The sequence below is a fragment of the Sphingomonas sp. genome (assembly GCF_026460985.1).
In the GTDB taxonomy this organism is placed as follows: domain Bacteria; phylum Pseudomonadota; class Alphaproteobacteria; order Sphingomonadales; family Sphingomonadaceae; genus Sphingomonas.
In genome coordinates, this window is record NZ_JAPKNM010000063.1 from 1 (window position 1) to 18,185 (window position 18,185).

At 68.6% G+C, this 18,185-nt stretch carries 18 protein-coding genes; 5 read left to right on the top strand and 13 right to left on the bottom strand.

Translation table 11 applies throughout. The annotated features are described in order from the left end of the window. The coding region (locus MT490_RS09975) for a bifunctional (p)ppGpp synthetase/guanosine-3',5'-bis(diphosphate) 3'-pyrophosphohydrolase (RefSeq protein WP_297386712.1) at positions 1-1,970 on the top strand (1,970 nt) is incomplete at its 5' end. 170 nt (positions 1,971-2,140) lie between these two features. Here the strand turns inward: MT490_RS09975 and MT490_RS09980 are convergent. Both MT490_RS09980 and MT490_RS09985 read right to left on the bottom strand, forming a co-directional pair. Next, positions 2,141-3,112: a DUF6607 family protein gene (locus MT490_RS09980; protein ID WP_297386715.1), complete on the bottom strand. Its 972-nt coding sequence runs from the start codon at positions 3,110-3,112 to the stop codon at positions 2,141-2,143. 7 nt (positions 3,113-3,119) lie between these two features. Further along, positions 3,120-5,339 carry a TonB-dependent hemoglobin/transferrin/lactoferrin family receptor gene (locus MT490_RS09985; RefSeq protein WP_297386717.1) on the bottom strand — a complete coding sequence of 740 codons (2,220 nt, stop codon included), beginning with the start codon at positions 5,337-5,339 and terminating at the stop codon, positions 3,120-3,122. Positions 5,340-5,494: 155 nt separating this feature from the next. Here MT490_RS09985 and MT490_RS09990 point away from each other — a divergent pair, with 155 nt between their 5' ends. Beyond that, positions 5,495-6,520 carry a glycosyltransferase family 2 protein gene (locus MT490_RS09990; RefSeq protein WP_297386719.1) on the top strand — a complete coding sequence of 342 codons (1,026 nt, stop codon included), beginning with the start codon at positions 5,495-5,497 and terminating at the stop codon, positions 6,518-6,520. 140 nt (positions 6,521-6,660) lie between these two features. On the opposite strand, the gene MT490_RS09995 is transcribed toward MT490_RS09990, so the two are convergent. Together MT490_RS09995 and MT490_RS10000 are read right to left on the bottom strand one after the other, a co-directional pair. Continuing rightward, positions 6,661-7,389, bottom strand: coding sequence for a class I SAM-dependent methyltransferase (locus MT490_RS09995; RefSeq protein ID WP_297386722.1), 729 nt, complete (start codon positions 7,387-7,389; stop codon positions 6,661-6,663). Position 7,390: 1 nt separating this feature from the next. Next, positions 7,391-7,819: a GtrA family protein gene (locus tag MT490_RS10000; RefSeq protein ID WP_297386725.1), complete on the bottom strand. Its 429-nt coding sequence runs from the start codon at positions 7,817-7,819 to the stop codon at positions 7,391-7,393. A 216-nt stretch (positions 7,820-8,035) separates the two neighbouring features. Here MT490_RS10000 and MT490_RS10005 point away from each other — a divergent pair, with 216 nt between their 5' ends. Continuing rightward, a complete protein-coding gene (locus tag MT490_RS10005) occupies positions 8,036-9,808 on the top strand; it encodes an AcrB/AcrD/AcrF family protein (protein WP_297386752.1) in 1,773 nt (590 codons plus the stop codon). Here the strand turns inward: MT490_RS10005 and MT490_RS10010 are convergent. The 7 genes from MT490_RS10010 to MT490_RS10040 are packed head-to-tail and all read right to left on the bottom strand — an operon-like array spanning position 9,777 to position 14,166. Continuing rightward, entirely contained in the window at positions 9,777-10,418 is a 642-nt protein-coding gene (locus tag MT490_RS10010; protein ID WP_297386727.1) for a MarC family protein, read from the bottom strand. The two genes, MT490_RS10005 and MT490_RS10010, sit on opposite strands and share 32 nt — an antisense overlap. Next, a complete protein-coding gene (locus MT490_RS10015; RefSeq protein ID WP_297386729.1) occupies positions 10,415-11,017 on the bottom strand; it encodes a hypothetical protein in 603 nt (200 codons plus the stop codon). Before MT490_RS10015 ends, MT490_RS10010 begins: the two co-directional genes overlap by 4 nt. Beyond that, positions 11,017-11,892, bottom strand: coding sequence for a bifunctional methylenetetrahydrofolate dehydrogenase/methenyltetrahydrofolate cyclohydrolase FolD (folD, locus tag MT490_RS10020; RefSeq protein ID WP_297386732.1), 876 nt, complete (start codon positions 11,890-11,892; stop codon positions 11,017-11,019). Before folD ends, MT490_RS10015 begins: the two co-directional genes overlap by 1 nt. After that, positions 11,889-12,203, bottom strand: a complete 315-nt coding sequence (locus MT490_RS10025; RefSeq protein WP_297386754.1) for a DUF167 family protein — start codon at positions 12,201-12,203, stop codon at positions 11,889-11,891. Before MT490_RS10025 ends, folD begins: the two co-directional genes overlap by 4 nt. Next, complete coding sequence (locus MT490_RS10030; RefSeq protein WP_297386734.1) at positions 12,200-12,502, bottom strand: YggT family protein; 303 nt, start codon at positions 12,500-12,502, stop codon at positions 12,200-12,202. The genes MT490_RS10025 and MT490_RS10030 overlap by 4 nt, the downstream gene beginning before the upstream one ends. Positions 12,503-12,547: 45 nt before the next feature. Further along, entirely contained in the window at positions 12,548-13,447 is a 900-nt protein-coding gene (gene argB, locus MT490_RS10035) for an acetylglutamate kinase (protein WP_297386737.1), read from the bottom strand. A 41-nt stretch (positions 13,448-13,488) separates the two neighbouring features. Next, a complete protein-coding gene (locus MT490_RS10040) occupies positions 13,489-14,166 on the bottom strand; it encodes a queuosine precursor transporter (RefSeq protein ID WP_297386740.1) in 678 nt (225 codons plus the stop codon). Between the two features lie 135 nt (positions 14,167-14,301). Between MT490_RS10040 and MT490_RS10045 the strand changes: the two genes are divergently transcribed. Next, the gene (locus tag MT490_RS10045) at positions 14,302-15,600 is read left to right on the top strand and encodes a nucleoside transporter C-terminal domain-containing protein (RefSeq protein ID WP_297386742.1); all 1,299 of its coding nucleotides are present in this window, start codon (positions 14,302-14,304) and stop codon (positions 15,598-15,600) included. 192 nt (positions 15,601-15,792) lie between these two features. On the opposite strand, the gene MT490_RS10050 is transcribed toward MT490_RS10045, so the two are convergent. Both MT490_RS10050 and MT490_RS10055 read right to left on the bottom strand, forming a co-directional pair. Next, complete coding sequence (locus MT490_RS10050; protein ID WP_297386744.1) at positions 15,793-16,110, bottom strand: DoxX family protein; 318 nt, start codon at positions 16,108-16,110, stop codon at positions 15,793-15,795. Continuing rightward, entirely contained in the window at positions 16,107-16,976 is an 870-nt protein-coding gene (locus tag MT490_RS10055) for a 3-hydroxyacyl-CoA dehydrogenase NAD-binding domain-containing protein (RefSeq protein ID WP_297386747.1), read from the bottom strand. Before MT490_RS10055 ends, MT490_RS10050 begins: the two co-directional genes overlap by 4 nt. Positions 16,977-17,036: 60 nt before the next feature. Between MT490_RS10055 and MT490_RS10060 the strand changes: the two genes are divergently transcribed. Beyond that, complete coding sequence (locus MT490_RS10060; protein ID WP_297386749.1) at positions 17,037-18,047, top strand: DUF1176 domain-containing protein; 1,011 nt, start codon at positions 17,037-17,039, stop codon at positions 18,045-18,047. Positions 18,048-18,185 lie beyond the last annotated feature (138 nt).

An 18,185-nucleotide genomic window follows, 5' to 3' on the forward strand; every position in this document is an offset into this window, starting at 1 on the left:
CCTCGGGCGACCCGTATTTTTCGCACCCGCTCGAAGTGGCGGCGATCCTGACCGACCTCAAGCTCGACGACGCCACCATCGCGGCCGCGCTCCTGCACGACACGATCGAGGACACGCCGACCACGCGTGCCGAGATCGACCAGCTGTTCGGGCCCGACATCGGCCATCTGGTCGAGGGCCTGACGAAGCTGAAGAAGCTCGATCTTGTTTCGCGCGAGGCCAAGCAGGCCGAAAACCTACGCAAGCTTCTGCTCGCGATCGCCGACGACGTGCGCGTGCTGCTGGTCAAGCTCGCCGACCGGCTGCACAACATGCGCACGCTCCACCACATCAAGAATCCGGACAAGCGCAAGCGCATCGCGCGCGAGACGATGGAGATCTACGCGCCGCTCGCCGAGCGGATCGGCATGTACGAGTTCATGAAGGAGATGCAGACGCTGGCCTTCCGCGAGCTCGAGCCCGAGGCCTATGAGAGCATCACCAAAAGGCTCGACAGCCTGCAGGTGGAGGGCGAGGACCGGATCGCCAAGATCGCCTCGGGCCTCAAGCTGCTGCTCGCGCGCGGCGGCGTCGATGCGGAGATATCGGGGCGCGAGAAGCATCCCTATTCGATCTGGCGCAAGATGTCCGAGCGGCACGTGTCGCTCGAGCAGCTCTCCGACATCATGGCCTTCCGCGCGACCGTCGAGACCGAGGAGGAGTGTTACCGCGCATTGGGCGTGATCCACCGGCGCTGGCCGATGGTCCCCGGGCGGTTCAAGGACTATATCTCGACGCCCAAGCGCAACGGCTATCGCTCGCTCCACACGACGATCATGCATGCCGGCGACACGCGCGTGGAGATCCAGATCCGCACCCGCGACATGCACGCCCAGGCCGAGTTCGGCCTCGCCGCGCACTGGGCGTACAAGCAGGATTCGGTGCGCCCCGACACCCAGGTGAGCTGGATCCGCGACCTGATCGAGATCCTCGAACATGCCGAGAGCCCCGAGGAGCTGCTCGAGCATACCCGGATGGCGATGTACCAGGACCGGATCTTCGCCTTCACCCCCAAGGGCGAGCTGATCCAGCTGCCCAAGGGCGCGACGCCGATCGACTTCGCCTATGCCGTGCACACCGATCTGGGCGACCAGGCGGTGGGCGCCAAGGTCAACGGCAAGGTCGTGCCGCTCCGCACCGAGATCCAGCAGGGCGACCAGGTCGCGATCCTCAGGTCCAAGGCGCAGGAGCCGCAGGCCAACTGGCTCAACTTCGCGATCACCGGCAAGGCCCGCGCCGCGATCCGCCGCCACATCCGCCACAAGGAGCGCGACGAGACGATGCGGCTGGGGCGCAAGCTCTATGACGAGATCGTCCAGCGGCTGCCCGCCCCACCGGGCGAGAGCGCGCTGAAGGACGCGATCAAGCGGCTCAAGCTCTCCGACGACGGCGCGCTGATGGAGGCGATCGCGCGGCGCAAGCTCACCGACGCGCAGGTGATGGAGGCGGTGATGCCCGGCTCCACCGAGGGCGCCGAGGATTCGCTGCCGACGCAGAGCCAGGCGATCGAGATCAAGGGGCTGACCCCGGGCGTCGCCTTCCATTTCTCCGAGGACTGCCGCCCGATCCCCGGCGACCGCATCGTCGGGGTGCGCCGCCCCGGCGAGCCGATCGAGGTCCACCGCATCGACTGCGCCAGCCTGGGCGAGACCGACGAGGAGGACTGGGTCGATCTGACCTGGGGAGACAAGGCCGAAGGCGGCACCGCGCGGATCGCCGTCACGCTCAAGAACGAGCCCGGGGCGCTGGGCGCGGTGGCGACGCTGATCGGCCAGCAAAAGGCCAACATCCTCGGCCTCCGGATGGACAGTCGCGACACGACCTTCCACACCAACACGATCGACCTCGAGGTCCGCAACGCGACGCATCTGATGCGCCTGCTCGCGGCGCTGCGCGCGGCGGACGCGGTGAATTCGGCGGAGCGGGTTTGAATCCTTGAGGACTCCCCTCCCTGCAAGGGAGGGGTCGGGGGTGGGTAGCGCGGAGCGGGGCTCGATGCCCCGGTCCGCGCTTCGATGCTGGGATACAGAGTCTTTTTGGGCGCGCAGACGCGCGCACCCACCCCCTGCCCCTCCCTTGCAGGGAGGGGAGTTTCAGGAGATCAGCCCCCCGCCGCCTTGGTCGCCTGGTCCATCAGCGCCTTGGCGGTGCGGATCGCGTCCGCTTCGCTGGTCTTGCCGGCCTGCACTTCGTCGGCGATCTTGAGGACGCGGCCGCTGATCACGGTGCCGTGATCGGCCTCCTCGGTGATGCGGATGCCGCCCTTGGCCGCGGCGATGCGGTCCCATTCGGCGCGGATCGCGGCCCAATAGCCCTTGGTCGCGGCCCAATAGTCCTCGGCGGCCTTGACCTCGAACGCATCGTTCCTGGTGTAGCTGTTGAGGACATATTCCTGGACGATCGGCGCGAGCTTGCCGCTCACTTCGCCCATCTTGAGATTGTCCTGCCAGTGGATCCAGCCGGCGGGGGCGAGCGCGTGGCGGTTGATGCCGAGATAGCGGTCATAGACCGGCCCGCGGATCGCGTCGCGGCGCGCGAGCGGGCGCCAGCTCTGACCCGACTGCCAGCGGCGCACCCCGCCCACCGCCTCCCATCTGCCCCAGCCGCCGTAGCGCGGGCTGTCGTCGACCTGGTAGACGGTCTGCGACCAGACGCCCTTGCGTTGCTCAGGCGAGAGCGCGGTCCAGGTCCAGGCATCGGGGCCGGCATAGGTGAGCACGCGCTCGGGCTCATATTCCCAGTCCTGGCGCCAATGCTTGATCACCATCGGCTTGCCGCCGGCATCGACGACGAGCAAATGCTGGAGGCGGATGACGCGGCCATTGTCCTCGATCACGCGCACCGCCTCGTGCCCGCCCGAGACCTTGACCGGGATCGGCGCATAGTCGGGGCGCCACGAAGTGGCTTCCTGCATGTCGAACTTGACCTTGTAGTTGCCGGCCATGCCGAGGATGTCGGCGCGGTCGGCCTCGAACGAGGCGGCGGGCGTCGCGGCCGGCGCGGCTTGCGCGAAGGCAGGAAGCGGCGCGAGGAGCGCGAGCGCGGCGGCGAAGCGAAGGCTTTTCATCGTCATTCCCTCCTCAGAAGCGGACGCTGAGCGAGACGCTGCCGTTGCGGCCCGGCTGGCTGTAAGCGTCCTTGATCGGCGAGCTGGCGGCGAGTCCGCGAATGTCGGCCCATTGCCAGTATTTCTGGTCGGTCAGGTTGAAGACCCCGGCGCGCAGCGTCACGCCGGGCAGCACCCGCCACCAGGCGGTGATGTCGAGCGCCAGATACTCGTTGCCGGTGAAGCAGGCGGGAACGGGGTTGGGCGTGGCGGCGGTGGGCAGCGGGAAGCAGGACGATCCGCGCGTCTCGTTGTGTTCCTTCTGCCCGCCATAAGTGGCAAGGATCCGCCCGCCAAAGGCCTGGCCCGGATCGTCATAGCCGAGCCCGAGCACGGCGCGGAACGGATCGACCGACTGGAGCGGCGTCTTCACGCCCGTGCCCGAGATCGCCGAGCCCTCGGCATAAGCGAGCGCCAGCGTCGCGCTGACCCCGGGCGCGGGGCGGACCGAGCCGCGCGCCTCGAAGCCGCTCACCTCGGCGCCGGTGAGGTTCACCCATTGATAGATCCAGGGACTGCCGGGCAACGGGAAGGGCCGCCCGGTAGTCTCCACCTGCTCGATGAAATCGTCATATTCCGAATGAAAGCCAGTCAGGTCGAGCGAGGCGAATTCGCCGGCATAGCGCAGCCCGCCTTCGATGCTGCGGCTCGTCTCGGGCCGCAGATCGGGATTGGGGATGCTGGTGTAGCCGACCGCCACATTCTGGAAGAAATTGTTCACCTGGCTCGGCGAGGGCGCCTTGAAGCCCTCGGCATAATTGGCGAACAGCCGGAAATCGCCGAACAGCTCGAGCACCGCGCCGAGCTTGGGCGAGAGATGCGAGTCGCTCTGCCTCGCACCGGCGAAATCGGGCAGCAGCGGATCGTCCTCGGGATCGAGATCATAGGCGTCGAAGCGCAGCGCGGGGTAGAGCGTCAGCGGCCCGAGCGCGATCTCGCCCGCGGCGAACAGGCCCGCGAGCATGAAGTCGGTCTCGGGGAAGGCGCGGGTGGGAAAGGTTTCCGGCGGCGTCGGCAGCACGCCGTCGCGCAGCCCCTGCTGATGCGTGAAGCTGATGTCGCCGCCCGCGACGATGCGCACGCCGCCCACGCCGCCGCGCACTTCGGCGGCCGCGCCATAGACGCGGTTCTCGAAGGTGTTGAGCCGCTCGCGATCGGCGGCGGGGGTGCGATCCTCGTCGGTGAACTGGCGATCCTCGGCGTCCTGCCAATAGGCCGCGATACGCGCATAGTTGATCGTGCCGGTGCCCTGCCACGTCCAGTCGGCCGAGAGGCGCTTGCGCTCGCCGGTGTCGCGGGCGTGGAGCAGTTCGACCGTCGAGCTGAGCCCGCTCAGCACGTCGGTGGTCACCAATGTGTCGAGATATTCGCCGGTCAGGCGGAATTTGTGGTTGCCGGGCGCATAGACGATGCGGCCGAGCACCGCGTTGGACTGGCCGTCCTGCGGATTGGGCTCGGTGCGCAGCGTGCCGGTGCCGCCGACCGTTCCCATATTGTCGAGCTCGGACCAGTCGCGGCGCGTATAGGCGGCCATCGCCGACCAGTCGCCGCTGCGGCCTGCGAGGATGGCGGTCTCGGCGAACTCGTTGTCGGCCGAGCTCCATCCGGCGCGCGCCAGCCCGCCGAACGCCTTGCCGCCCTCGAGGAAATCGACCGGATCGCTGGTGACGAAGCTCACCGCGCCCGCCAGCCCGTCGCTGCCGTAGAGCGCCGAGGCCGGGCCGCGCAGGATCTCGACCGACTTGACCAGCCCGACATCGACATAGTCGCCGCGCCCCGCCGACTGCGCGCCGAAGGCGAAGCCGTCGGGCACGCGGATGCCGTCGACCTGGATCAGCACGCGATTGCCGCCCACGCCGCGGACGTTGAAGCCCTCATTGCCGGCGCGGCCGGTGGCGCCGAGCGCCGCACCGAAGCGCGCGGGGCCGCGCGGCACGGTGATGCCGGGCTCGTAGCGGACCAGGTCCTTGATGTCGGTCGCGAGCTCGTCGGCGATGCGGCGTTCGTCGATCACGGTGACGGTGGCCGGCGCATCGACCGTCGCGATCGGCTGGCGCGTCGCGGTGACGGTGACCTGGTCCTGGTCCGCCGTCTCCTCGATCGCGGCCGACGCGCCCTCAGTACCCTGCGCCCAGGCCGGCGCCGCCAGCGCGCATGCCCAAAGGCTGATTCCCGTTGCCACCCACCGCTTCATCTTGCCCCTTTCGCTACTGCGACTGACTCTCATTAGCTTGTGCGGTAGGAGCGTTGATGCTTCGGGTCAATCCCGTAACGAGTTCGGCACGGCGCCGGCGGGGTTCGCGGATTTTCATGTGACGCCGGCCCCGCGCGGCGTTACAGCGGCCGGTCATGAAGAGGCCCAAGCTTTCCGTCGTCGTCCCCTGCTACAATGAAGAGGCGTGCCTCGAGATGCTGCACGCGCGCATCTCGGCGGCGGCGCAGGCGAGCGTGGGGGACGATTACGAGATCGTGCTGATCAACGACGGCTCGCGCGACGCGAGCTGGAAGGTGATGCAGCGCCTGTCCGAGGCCGACCCGCGCCTCGTCGCGATCAACCTCTCGCGCAACCACGGCCACCAGCTCGCGCTCACCGCCGGGCTCGACCTGTGCGCGGGCGAGGAAATCCTGATCATCGACGCCGACCTGCAGGACCCGCCCGAATTGCTGACCGACATGCGCGCGGCGATGAAGAGCCAGGGCGCCGACGTGGTCTATGCGGTGCGGCGCAAGCGCGACGGCGAGACGATCTTCAAGAAGATCACCGCCGCCTTCTTCTACCGCATGCTCGACCGGATCACCGACACGCCGATCCCGCTCGACACCGGCGACTTCCGCCTGATGACGCGGCGCGCGCTCGACGCCTTCCTGTCGCTGCCCGAGCAGGCGCGCTTCATCCGCGGCATGGTGGCGTGGATCGGCTTCAAGCAGGTCCCCTTCGTCTATGACCGCCACGAGCGGCTCGCCGGCGAGAGCAAATATCCGCTCGGCAAGATGGTGCGCTTCGCTTTGGACGCGATCACCGGCTTCTCGACCGCGCCGCTACGCTTCGCCAGCCATGTCGGGCTTCTGCTCACCGGCGCCTCGGCGCTGCTCGTGCTCTACATCCTGGTCGGCTGGCTGTTCGGCCGGGCGATCCCCGGCTGGACCTCGCTGATGCTGGTCGTCGTGGTGCTCGGCGCGGTGCAGATGTTCGTGCTGGGGATGATCGGCGAATATCTCGGGCGGCTGTACGTCGAGTCCAAGCGACGGCCCTTGTACCTCGTCGCCGACGTCGCCGGGCCGGTGCGCGGCCATGCGTCGCTCGGCTATCGTTTCGAGGATTCGGGCGAGGTCAGCGTCTCGCCGCAGACGGTGCGGAGCGAAGCGGCGGAGTAATCCAATCCTCCCCCGCCAGGGGGAGGTGGCGCCGAAGGCGTCGGAGGGGGAGGTAAGCAATGCCCTCTCCAATGGAGCGCCGTGCTTCCGCCCCCTCCGTCACGCTGCGCGTGCCACCTCCCCCTGGCGGGGGAGGATTGCTACTTCACCGAAGCCAGCGTGATCAGCGATAGCCCCGGGGGCAGCGGCATGCGGCCGACCATGTGGCGCTCGAGCCGGAAGATCCCTTCGAACAGCGTGTTGAGCGGCTTGGGCGGAGGCGAATCGTCGCTGTCGTCCTTGCCCATCAGCTTGCCGGCGAAGCGCGCCGCGACCGCGACCGGGAAGAGCAGCGAGTTGAAATAGCCGAGCTTGCGGCCCCGCAGCCCGGACTTTTCCAGCAAGGCGACGAAGCCGGCCTTCGAGTAGCGGCGCTTGTGGTGGTTGACCACGTCGTGTGCGCTCCACATCCATTGGTGCGCGGGCACGGTGATCAGGATCTTGCCGCCCGGCTTGAGCGCGGTCGCGATCGCCTTCAGCGCGGCGACGTCGTCCTCGACATGCTCGATCACGTCGAGCACCGCGACCAGGTCGTAGCTGCCCGGCGCTACGCCCGCGAGCTCGGGGAGCGGCGCGGTGCCGACGGGCTTGCCGAGCCGCTCGCTCGCCTTGGCGCGCGCGGTCTCGTCGATCTCGATCGCGTCGATCTCGCCGAACTGGGCGAGCATGGGCAGATTGTGCCCGGTGCCGCAGCCGATCTCGAGGATGCGCGCATCCTTCGGCAGATCGCCCCAGCGCGTCAGATAGTCGGCGAGGATGTCGCGGCGCGCGCGGTACCACCAATGCGTGGTGTCGTGCGCGGCCATGCGCTCATAAACGATACGGTCCATTTCAGCCGAATACCCAGATGCGATTGAGCGCGAAAGTGACGAGCGGCGTGACGAAGAGGATCGGGATCAGCGGCCACCACCAGGCGCCGTTGAGCATCGAATCCTCGGTCAGCACCCAGACGAACAGGCTGTTGAGGCCAAGGCTCACCAGGCTGACGGCGAAGAAGCGACTGCCTGTCCTGGCGACGTTGCCGCGCTCGCCATGGCCGCGGAAGCTCCAATGGCTGTGGAGGAAATAGCCGGTGATCATCGCGAAGAAATAGCCCGCGAGATTGGCGACCGAGGGCGTCGTGATCTCGTATTTGGCGAGCGGCGAATAGACGATGACGTAGACGAGGGTGGCGATGCCGCCCGAGATGCCGAAGCGGACCAGCTGGCCGAGCAGCCCGCCCGCCATCATCGATTGTACCTGTCGGAGGATTGCAGCCACTGTCTTCGTCGATCCGTTCGCGCCGGGCCCGGTGCCCCGCTTCCCTTTGCGTATAGAAAAACCGGCCTTCGACAAGCTCGGGACGAACGGATGGGATTTCCGATGGCCGCGCAGCCCAGTAGAGGGGCAGCAACCGAAGGGAAAGCGATTTTGAAGCTGAGCGGGCTGGGCGGTTTCCGCCTCGACGAGAAACTGGACCGCCACTGGCTGGCGGGGATGCTGCTGTTCTGGGCGGGCGTGGTCGCCTGGTTCCTGTGGCAGCGCCAGGGCAACATCCATTGGCTGGTCCTCGGCGACACCGACGACAATATGCGGCTGATGCAGGTCCGCGCCTGGCTCGCGGGCCAGGGCTGGTACGATCTGCGCCAGTACCGGCTCGATCCGGCATCGGGCGGATTCGACATCCATTGGAGCCGGGTGGTCGACTTGCCGATCGCCGGGCTGATCCTGCTGCTCAAGCCGTTCCTCGGCGTCGCGGCGGCGGAGAAATGGGCGTGCGGGATCGCGCCGCTGCTCCCGCTGGCGGTGACGATGACCGGGCTCACGCTGACCGTCCGCCGATTGGTCGCGCCGCATGCCTGGCCGCTCGCGCTCGTCATCCTGATGGGCTGCACCTCGACCATGCTGATGTACGCGCCGATGCGCATCGACCATCATGGCTGGCAGCTCGCCTGCCTGGCGCTCACCGTGGCGGGGCTCGCCGACACACGGCGCGCGCGCGGCGGCGCGACGGTGGGGCTCTCGAGCGCCCTGTCGCTGAGCATCGGGCTCGAGATGCTGCCTTATTGCGCGATGGCGGGAGCGATCATCGCGCTTCGCTGGGTCTGGGACGCGGGCGACGCGCGGCGGATGCAGGTCTATGGTCTGAGCCTCGCCGGAGGCACCGCGCTCGGCTTCGCCCTGTTCGCATCCAACGCCAACCAGGTGCTGCGCTGCGATTCCCTGACTCCCGTCTGGCTGAGCGTGATGGTCGCGGCGGGCACCCTGCTCTTCGCATTGTCGCTGGCCAGCCCGGACAATCGCTGGCTGCGCCTCGCCCTCGCCGCGGCGGCGGGCGGCGCGATCGTCGCGGGGTTCGTCCTGCTCTTCCCGCAATGCCTCGGCCGGCCCGAGCAGGTTTCCGACGAGCTCGCGCGGACCTGGCTCAACAATGTCCGCGAGGCACGGCCGATCTACCGGCATCCGTTCAAGACCGGCTTCCCGATCGCAGTGCTGCCGGTGATCGGCATCCTCGGCGCGCTGATCGCGACCTGGCGCGCGCGGCGCAGCGAGGCGGCGGTCGCCTGGGCGGCGATCGCGCTCTTCACCGCCTTCGCGGCGGCGATGCTGCTCTGGCAGATCCGCGCGGGCCCCGCGGCGCAGATGCTGAGCGTGCCGGGCGCGACCGCGCTGGCCTGGCTGATCGTCCCCTGGTTCCTGCGCCGATCCTCGATACTGGTGCGCGTGTTCGGATCGGTGCTGGCGTTCCTGCTCGTCTCGGGGCTCTTCGCCGGACTGCTCCTGCCCTATCTGCCTTCGGGCAAAAGCGGCGGCACGGGATCGGACAAGGTCGCGCGCGCCAATGCCGCCTGCGCGCGCATGACCTCGCTACGCCCGCTCGACGCGATCCCCAGGGCGATCCTGTTCAGCCATGTCGACATGGGGCCGCGGCTGATCACGATCACGCACCATTATGGCGTGGCCGGCCCCTATCACCGCAACGGCAATGCGATCCTCGACGTGCACCACGCCTTTACCGGCCCGGCGAGCGGCTTCCGCGCGATCGCGGCGCGGCACAAGGCGCAGTATCTACTGATCTGCCCCGACATGGCCGAGACGACGGTCTATCGCTCGCGCAGCCCGAACGGCTTCTACGGCCAGCTGCATCGCGGGCAGGTGCCGGGCTGGCTCGAGCCGGTGGCGCTGCCGGCAAAGTCGCCCTTCCGGCTGTGGCGGATCCGCTACGACCTGCCCGAGGTCAGTGCCCCGAAAGCGCCGCCCCGGCGCTGAAACTGGCGCGGATCCCGTCGATCACGAACTGCGCGGCGAGCGCGGCGAGGAGCACGCCGAGCAGGCGCGACACCACCGCCTCGATCTTGGCGCCGACGACGCGCATGATCGGGCCCGCGATCAGCAAGGCGAGGAGCGTCAGCGCGAGGATCGATGCCATCGCGGCGAGCACCACCGCCGAGCTGGCGAGGCCGCTGCTCTGCGACATCAGCAGCATCACCGACGCGATCGAGCCCGGCCCGGCGATCATCGGCATCGCCATCGGGAAGATCGAGATGTCGGCGGCTTCGTCGGCCTTGATCTTCTCGGCGCGGTCCTCGCGGCGCTCGGTGCGCTTCTCGAACACCATCTCGAGCGCGATCAGGAACAGCATGATCCCGCCGGCGATGCGGAAGGCGTTGAGGCTGATGCCGAGCGCGCGGAGCAGCGCCTCGCCGAACAAGGCGAAGCCGAACAGGATCGCCGAGGCGACGAGCACCGCGCGGATCGCCATCGCGCGGCGGTGCACCGCGCTCGCGCCGCTGGTGAGCCCGGCGAAGATCGGCGCGCAGCCGGGCGGGTCGATCACCACGAAGAAGGTGACGAAGGCGGAGACGAAGAGTTCGATCATTGCTTCGGCGTGACCTCGTCACGGACGACGGTGTCATAGTCCCGGCCGTTCCAAAGCTCCGCGGTGAACCGGCGCGAACCGTCGGGCTCGACCTGCCAGTCCCAATGGAGCGTGCGATCGGCCGACAGGCCGTGCCCGCACTTCGCTTCGATGCGGCAGGGAGCGTGCGCCCATTCCGGGATGGTCCCACCGCACGACGCGCTGCGCACCCTGGGCTTTTCGGCAAGCGCGCGCGGCCTGGTCAACGTGTCGCCATGGTCGAGCACCCATTTCCAGCCGCCGCCCGGCTGCTTCTCCCACACGGTCGTGAAATAGCCGACGCTCGCGGGACGCACCCAGGGCCCGGTGTTCACCGCCGTCGCGGCGTCGCACGAGACATAGCTCTCGGCCGGCCACCATTGCACCGCGATCGGCGGGTTCTCGGTCGGCAGCGCCGAATGCGCCTTTTCGGGCTGCGGCGTGAACAGGAGCGCGTCCTCGGCGGCGAACTTCCGAAAGGCGGTCCACTGCCCCTCGGCCTGCGCCGCCCGCCGGAATGCGTTTTCGGCATCGACCGCGGTCGTCTCGGGGTCCGCGGCGAGCAGCAGCAGGGCCAGCATCAGATCCCCCCTTCGTCGAGCGCGACTCCCTCGCGCCGGTGCGCGGCCACCAGGGTGTTGCGCAGCAGGACGGCGATCGTCATCGGCCCGACGCCGCCGGGCACTGGCGTGATCGCTCCCGCCACGCTCGCGGCGCTGTCGAAATCCACGTCGCCGGTGAGGCCGTCCGCGGTGCGGTTGATGCCGACATCGATCACGGTCGCGCCCGGCTTGAGCCACTCGCCCTTGACGAAATGCGCGCGGCCGACCGCGGCGACGACGATGTCGGCATGCTGGAGGAAATGCGGAAGGTTGCGCGTGCGCGAATGCGCGACGGTCACCGTGCAGCTCTTCGCGGTGAGCAGGGCCGCCATCGGCTTGCCGACGATGTTCGAGCGGCCGATCACCACTGCGTCGAGCCCGGTGAGGTCGCCCAGCCGGTCCTCGAGCAGCATCAGGCAGCCGAGCGGGGTGCAGGGGACGAAGCCCGGCAGTCCGGTGGCGAGGCGGCCGGCATTGACCGGGTGGAAGCCATCGACATCCTTGTCGGGATCGATGCGCAACAGCACTTCGTCGGCATCGAGATGCGCCGGCAGGGGGAGCTGGACGAGGATGCCGTCGACCGCGGGGTCGGCGTTGAGCTGGTCGACGAGCGCGAGCAGCGCGTCGCGGCCGACATCGGCGGGCAGCCGGTGCTCGAAGCTCTCCATCCCGGCTTCGCGCGTCGCCTTGCCCTTGGAGCGGACATAGACCGCGGAGGCGGGATCCTCGCCCACCAGGACCACCGCGAGCCCGGGCGCGCGGCCCGTCGCCTCGCGGAATGCGGGAACCCGTTCGCCCACGCGGGCGCGAAGGCCCGCCGCGAATGCCTTGCCGTCGATCAGTGCTGCGCTCATGGCTCGCGTCCATAGAGGCTGGCGGCGATCTTCGCCAGCGCGTCCGGATCGCCCGCGACCGCGAGCCGCTTGAGGCGCGCGGTGTCGCCGGAGAGCAGGGTCACCGCCCGCTTCGGGACATGGAAGGTCTTGGCGACGAGCGCCACCAGCCCGGCATTGGCCGCGCCCTCCACCGGCGGCGCGGTCAGGCGCGCGGCGAAATGCTCCTCGGTGCCCGCGGCGAACTGGTCGCGCGGCGTGCGCGGCGTCACGCGCACGGCGATCTCGATGCCGTCGGGGCGCAGCGTCCAGGCCGCGCCCGTCCTGCTCAGAGCGGCGCGCCGATCGCGAGGCGATAGAGGGCGGGCATCACCGCCTGCTGGATGATCAGCAGCACGATCAGCACCACCATCGGCGAAAGGTCGAGCCCGCCGAAATCGGGCAGCACCCTGCGGATCGGCCGGTAGATGGGATCGGTCATCGTCTTGAGCGCGCGCCAGATCGCGCCGACATATTCGTTGTGCGTGTTGATCACGTTGAACGCGATCAGCCACGACAGGATGGCCTGGACGATGATGACCCACCAGATGATGGTCAGGATGATTCGGAGGATGTCGAGGATCAGGATCAAGCCCGTTCTCCGCAGGGGTTGGTTTGGCGCTTGATAGCGCGTGCTTCAGGCGTGGACCAGCGTGCCGGCGCCGCGCCGCGTGAAGATTTCGAGCAGCATCGCATGGGGCACGCGTCCGTCGAGGATGACCGCGGCGTCGACCCCCGCCTCGACCGCGGCGACGCAGGTCTCGACCTTGGGGATCATGCCGCCCGAGATCGTGCCGTCGGCCTTGAGTTCGGCGATGCGCGCGGGATCGAGATCGGTCATCAGCTCGCCCGACTTGTCGAGCACGCCCGCCACGTCGGTGAGCAGGAAGAAGCGCTGGGCGCCGCACGCCCCGGCGATCGCGCCGGCCATGGTATCGGCGTTGATGTTGTAGGTATGGCCGTCGGCGCCGAGCGCGATCGGCGCGACCACGGGGATGAAGCCCTGGTTCGACAGCGACTTGAGGATCGCCGGATCGACATGGATCGGCTCGCCGACGAAGCCCAGGTCGACATGGCGCTCGATCCCGCTCAGCGGATTGGGATCGCGCCCCTCCACCTTGCGCGCGGTGACCAGGGCGGCGTCCTTGCCCGACAGGCCCACCGCCTTGCCGCCCGCCTGGCCGATCCAGCCGACGATCTCCTTGTTGATCGAGCCGGCCAGGACCATCTCGGCGATCCGCGCGGTCTCGGCATCGGTGACGCGCAGCCCGCCGACGAACTTCGATTCGACTCCCAGCCGCTTGAGCATCGCGCCGATCTGGGGCCCGCCGCCATGGACGACGATCGGCTTGATGCCGACGGCCTGGAGCAGCACCACGTCCTCGGCGAAATCGCGCGCCAGCTCGGGATCGCCCATCGCATGGCCGCCATATTTCACGACGAAGGTCGCGCCGGCATAGCGCTGGAGATAGGGCAGCGCCTCGGTGAGGGTCTCGGCTTTGGCGAGCAGCGCGGGATCGGGTGCGTTATCGGTCATCGCGCGCCCCTTAGGACAATCTTGTCGCTATCCCAAGCCCGTCAGAGCGACCGCCGTCCATCGAGGAAACGGCCGAGCCCGACGAAGAAATAGATGAGCGGCGGGACGAGCACGAGGCTGAGCACGACCTTGGTGAGCATCTGGCCGACGAGCAATTCGCCGATCGGGAAGACGCCGTAGAAGGCGATGGTGATGAAGATCAGCGTGTCGGCGATCTGGCTGAGCATGCTCGCGATCGCCGCGCGCAGCCACAGCATCCGCCCGCCGCCGCTCTTCAGCGCGCTGAAGATCGTCACGTTGAGGATCTGCGAGATGCCATAGGCGACGATCCCGCCGAGCCAGATGCGCGGCGTTCCCGACATCATCAGCTCGAAGGCGTGGAGCCGATCGGGCTCCATGCTCGACGAGGCGGGGAGCCCGAGGACGAGCAGCGAGAGCAGCACCGAAGTGACGAGCGGGACGAAGCCCCAGAGCACCAGCCGGCGCGCCGTATCCGGGCCATTCAGTTCGGCGACCGCGCTCGACACCGCCACCAGCAGCAGGAAGGCGAAGATCCCCGCCTCGACCGCGAGCGGGCCGACGCCGACCCAATTGCCGATCGCCGAGATCGGGCCGAGCGACACCTGCTTGTTGCCGAGCACGCCCGCTATGCAGACCATGCCGCCGTAGAAGATCGAGAGGAAGAAGAGCGAGCGGGTGATGTTGGGCCGGATTTCCATCGGCGGACGCTAGCGGGAAAGAAGCGGCGGCGGAAGATGCCGCGCCGCACCCTCTGGCCTCGGCGCGCGCAGCGTGTATGGTCCCGCTTTTGCTGGCCAAATCCTTGGGGCCGGTTTGGGGGCGCGGACCAGCGGATGACTCAGTTTCCGATCGGCATTTTCGGCATCGCGGCGATTCTCGGCATCGCCTGGCTGCTTTCGAGCAACCGCCGCGCGATCCGCCTGCGCGTCGTCGGCGCGGCCTTCGCGCTGCAGGCCGGCATCGCCATCCTCGTGCTGCGTACCGAATGGGGACAGGCGGCGCTGCACGGGCTCTCGAACGGCGTCTCGGCGCTGCTCGGCTATGCCGGCGCGGGCACCAGCTTCCTGTTCGGGCCGCTCGCCAAGCCCGAACTGGGCGGGCAGAGCTTCGCGATCGCGGCCTTGCCGGTGATCATCTTCTTCGCGGCCCTTGTGTCGATCCTCTACCATCTCGGCGTGATGCAGTTCGTCATCCGCTGGATCGGTGGCGCGATCGAGAAGGTGGTCGGCACCACCAAGGTCGAATCGCTGTGCGCCGCCGCCAACATCTTCGTCGGCCAGAGCGAATCGCCGCTGGTGATCCGCCCCTATCTGGCGCGGCTCACCCCTTCGCAGCTCTTCGCGGTGATGACCGTCGGCATGGCGGGCGTCGCGGGGACGATCCTCGCCGCTTATGCCAGCCTGCTGGGGCCGCAGGCGCTGCCCTATCTGCTTGCCGCCTCGTTCATGGCGGCGCCGGGCGGGCTGCTGATGGCCAAGATCATCATGCCCGACGAACTCGCCCCGGCGAGCGGCGAGCTTCCGCTCGGCGACGATGCCGAGGACGAGGCGATCAAGGTCGCCGAGCACGACCTCGAGGAAGAGCGCGCCGCCAACCTGATCATGGCCGCGGCGACCGGCGCCTCGACCGGCGTCAAGATCGCGGTGGCGGTGGGCGCGATGGTGCTCGCCTTCGTCGCATTGGTCGCGCTCGCCAACGGGCTGCTCGGTGGGCTGGGCGACTGGATCTACGAGCTGAGCGGCCATGCCGCCTGGGCGCAGTGGTTCGCCGGGCTGAGCTTCCAGAAGATCATCGGATCGGTGTTCGCACCGGTGATGTACCTGCTCGGCATCTCGTGGCACGAGGCGGTCGCGGCGGGCGGGCTGTTCGGCACCAAGGTGGTGCTCAACGAGTTCGTCGCCTTCATCGATCTCGGCCAGATGAAGGACCTCGCGCCGCGCACCGTGGCGATCATCACCTTTGCCTTGTGCGGCTTCGCCAATTTCAGCTCGATCGCGATCCAGATGGCCGCAACCGGCAGCCTCGCCCCCAACCAGCGCCCGATGATCGCCAAGCTCGGCATCCGCGCGCTGATCGCGGGCAGCCTGGCGAACCTGATGAGCGCGGCGCTGGCGGGGTTGTTGCTGCCTTAGGCCGGGACGACATTCAGCTCCCCCTCCCTGCAAGGGAGGGGCTAGGGGTGGGTGGCGACGGGCGAGGCTCGATGCCTCGGCCGTCGCTTTTGGGCTGGGCAATGAGTCTTCTGGACGCGCAGACGCGCGCACCCACCCCCAACCCCTCCCTGCAAGCAGGGAGGGGCGTGTTTACGGCAAAGTAAGGTCAACCTAAGCCGTCGCGGCCGCGAGGATCAGGCCGCCGATCAGCGCGATGTTCGACTGCCAGAAGGTGATCGAGGCGGCGCGCTGTTCGCCCTGCTGGTCCCAGAAGTTGAGCATCACGATCCCCGCGGCGATCGTGAAGGCGATCAGCCCGAGCGCCGCCCAGAAGACGAACAGCCCGGAAGCGAGCAGCAGCCCCGCCCCCGCCTCGAACAGCGACACCGCGACGATCGCGACATGGGGAAAGGGCACGCCGCGGGCGCGCAGGGCCTCGGTCAGCGCCGGCAGGATCCGGCCCAGCGTGACGAGCGCGTCGGGGCTCATCGCGTCGGCACCGGCTCGGCGCCCGAATAATCGTAGAAGCCGCGCTTGGTCTTGCGGCCGTACCAGCCGGCCTCGACATATTTGACCAGCAGCGGCGCGGGGCGGAACTTGGGATCGCCGGTGCCTTCGAACAGCACGCGCGTGATCTCCAGGCAGGTGTCGAGCCCGATGAAGTCGGCGAGCGTGAACGGACCCATGGGATGGTTGAGCCCGAGCTGGCAGGCGGCGTCGATGTCCGGGATCGTCGCGACTCCCTCGCCCAATGCGAAGCACGCCTCGTTGAGCATCGGCATCAGCACGCGGTTGACGATGAACCCCGGCGCGTCGTTGGCGTGGACGATGCGCTTGTTCAGCGAGCTTCCGAACTTCTCGACCGCCGCCACCGTCGCGTCCGACGTGGCGAGGCCGCGGATCAGCTCGATCAGCCCCATCACCGGCACCGGGTTGAAGAAGTGCACGCCCATGAAGCGCGTCGGATCGGGCGCGGCCTGGGCGAGGCGCGTGATCGGGATCGACGAGGTGTTGCTGGCGAGGATCGCCTCGGGCCCGAGCACCTTGCCGACATTCTGGAAGATCGCGCGCTTGATCTCCTCGCGCTCGGTCGCGGCCTCGATCACCAGCGCGCAGGGCGCCATCGCCGACACGTCGTCGACCGGCTCGATCCGGCCGAGCGCGGCATCGGCGGCGGCGGCGGCGATCTTCTCCTTCTCCACCGCGCGCACGAGCTGCTTGCCGATGCCGGCCTTGCCCGCCTCGGCACGCGCACGATCCATGTCCGACAGGAGCACCCGGTACCCCGCCTGCGCTGCGACCTGCGCGATGCCCGCGCCCATCTGCCCCGCACCGATCACGCCCACCGTCTGCATCGTCCGTCTCCTCTTCCGGACCACCTACCGTTGCGGAGGCGGTTCGGCTAGATCAAGGCCATGCTGACCCTCGCGCTCCTCGCCGCGGCACAGGCCGCTCCCGCCCCCTCCGACGTCAAGACATTCGGCGACTGGGCCGTGGCCTGCGACAATCTGCTGTCTTGCGAGGCAGCCTCGCTGATGTCCGACGAGGCGTTCGACAACGTGCCGCAGATTGCGATCACGCGCGAGGCTGGCGCCGCCGGCGCGCTGGCGATCGAGATTTCGCCCGATGCCGATTATCGCGGAAGCTGGCGGATCGAAATCGACGGCAAAATGGTGCTGACCGGAACCCTGACCGCGCCGAGCCTCGTCATCAGCGGGTCGTCGGCCGCCCAACTGATCGACGCGATGCTCAAGGGGCAGTCGATGCTGCTGCAAGGTGCGGACGGCAAGACGCTCAGCCTGGCCTCGCTCAAGGGCATTTCGGCGACCCTGCGCTATTTCGATGCTCAACAGGGCCGGGCCGGTAGCAAGACGGCTCTAGTCGCCAGGGGCGACAGGCCGGCGAACACCTTGCCGGCCGCGCCCGCCGCGCCACGGGTCACGTTCGTCCGGCCCTCGGGCAAGCCGGCGGCGATCTCCGCTCCGCTGCGCGCCGCGATGGGCGAGCAATCCCAATGCGACGTGGTCTATGCCGATGGCGTCGGCGGGGACCCGCAGACCGAAACCTTCGCTCTCAGCGCCGGCAAGACGCTGGCGCTAATCCCGTGCGGAAGCGGGGCCTACAACTATTCGTCGGTGCCGTTCGTGATCGAGCGCGGCAAGGCGACGGTCGCACGCTTCGATCACGTGCCGGGATGGACTCAGGCCGAAGGGGTCGCAACTTTGGTCAATGCCGATTGGGATCCGGCCAAGGGCCAACTCTCCAGCTACACCAAGGGCCGCGGGCTCGGCGATTGCGGGGGCTCCGAGACCTATGTCTGGGACGGCGCGATGTTCCGGCTGGTCGAGGCGCGGGCGATGGGCGAATGCCGCGGCTCGACCAATTGGCTGCGCGTCTGGAAGGCCGAGGCGGTGCCGGCTCGCTAGGGCGGATCGCCATTCAGCGTTTTCAATCCTCCCCCGCCAGGGGGAGGTGGCGCCGAAGGCGACGGAGGGGGAGGAATCACGCCGATAGTGAGTCGCCGTCCTCCCCCTCCGTCAGCCTGCGGCTGACACCTCCCCCTG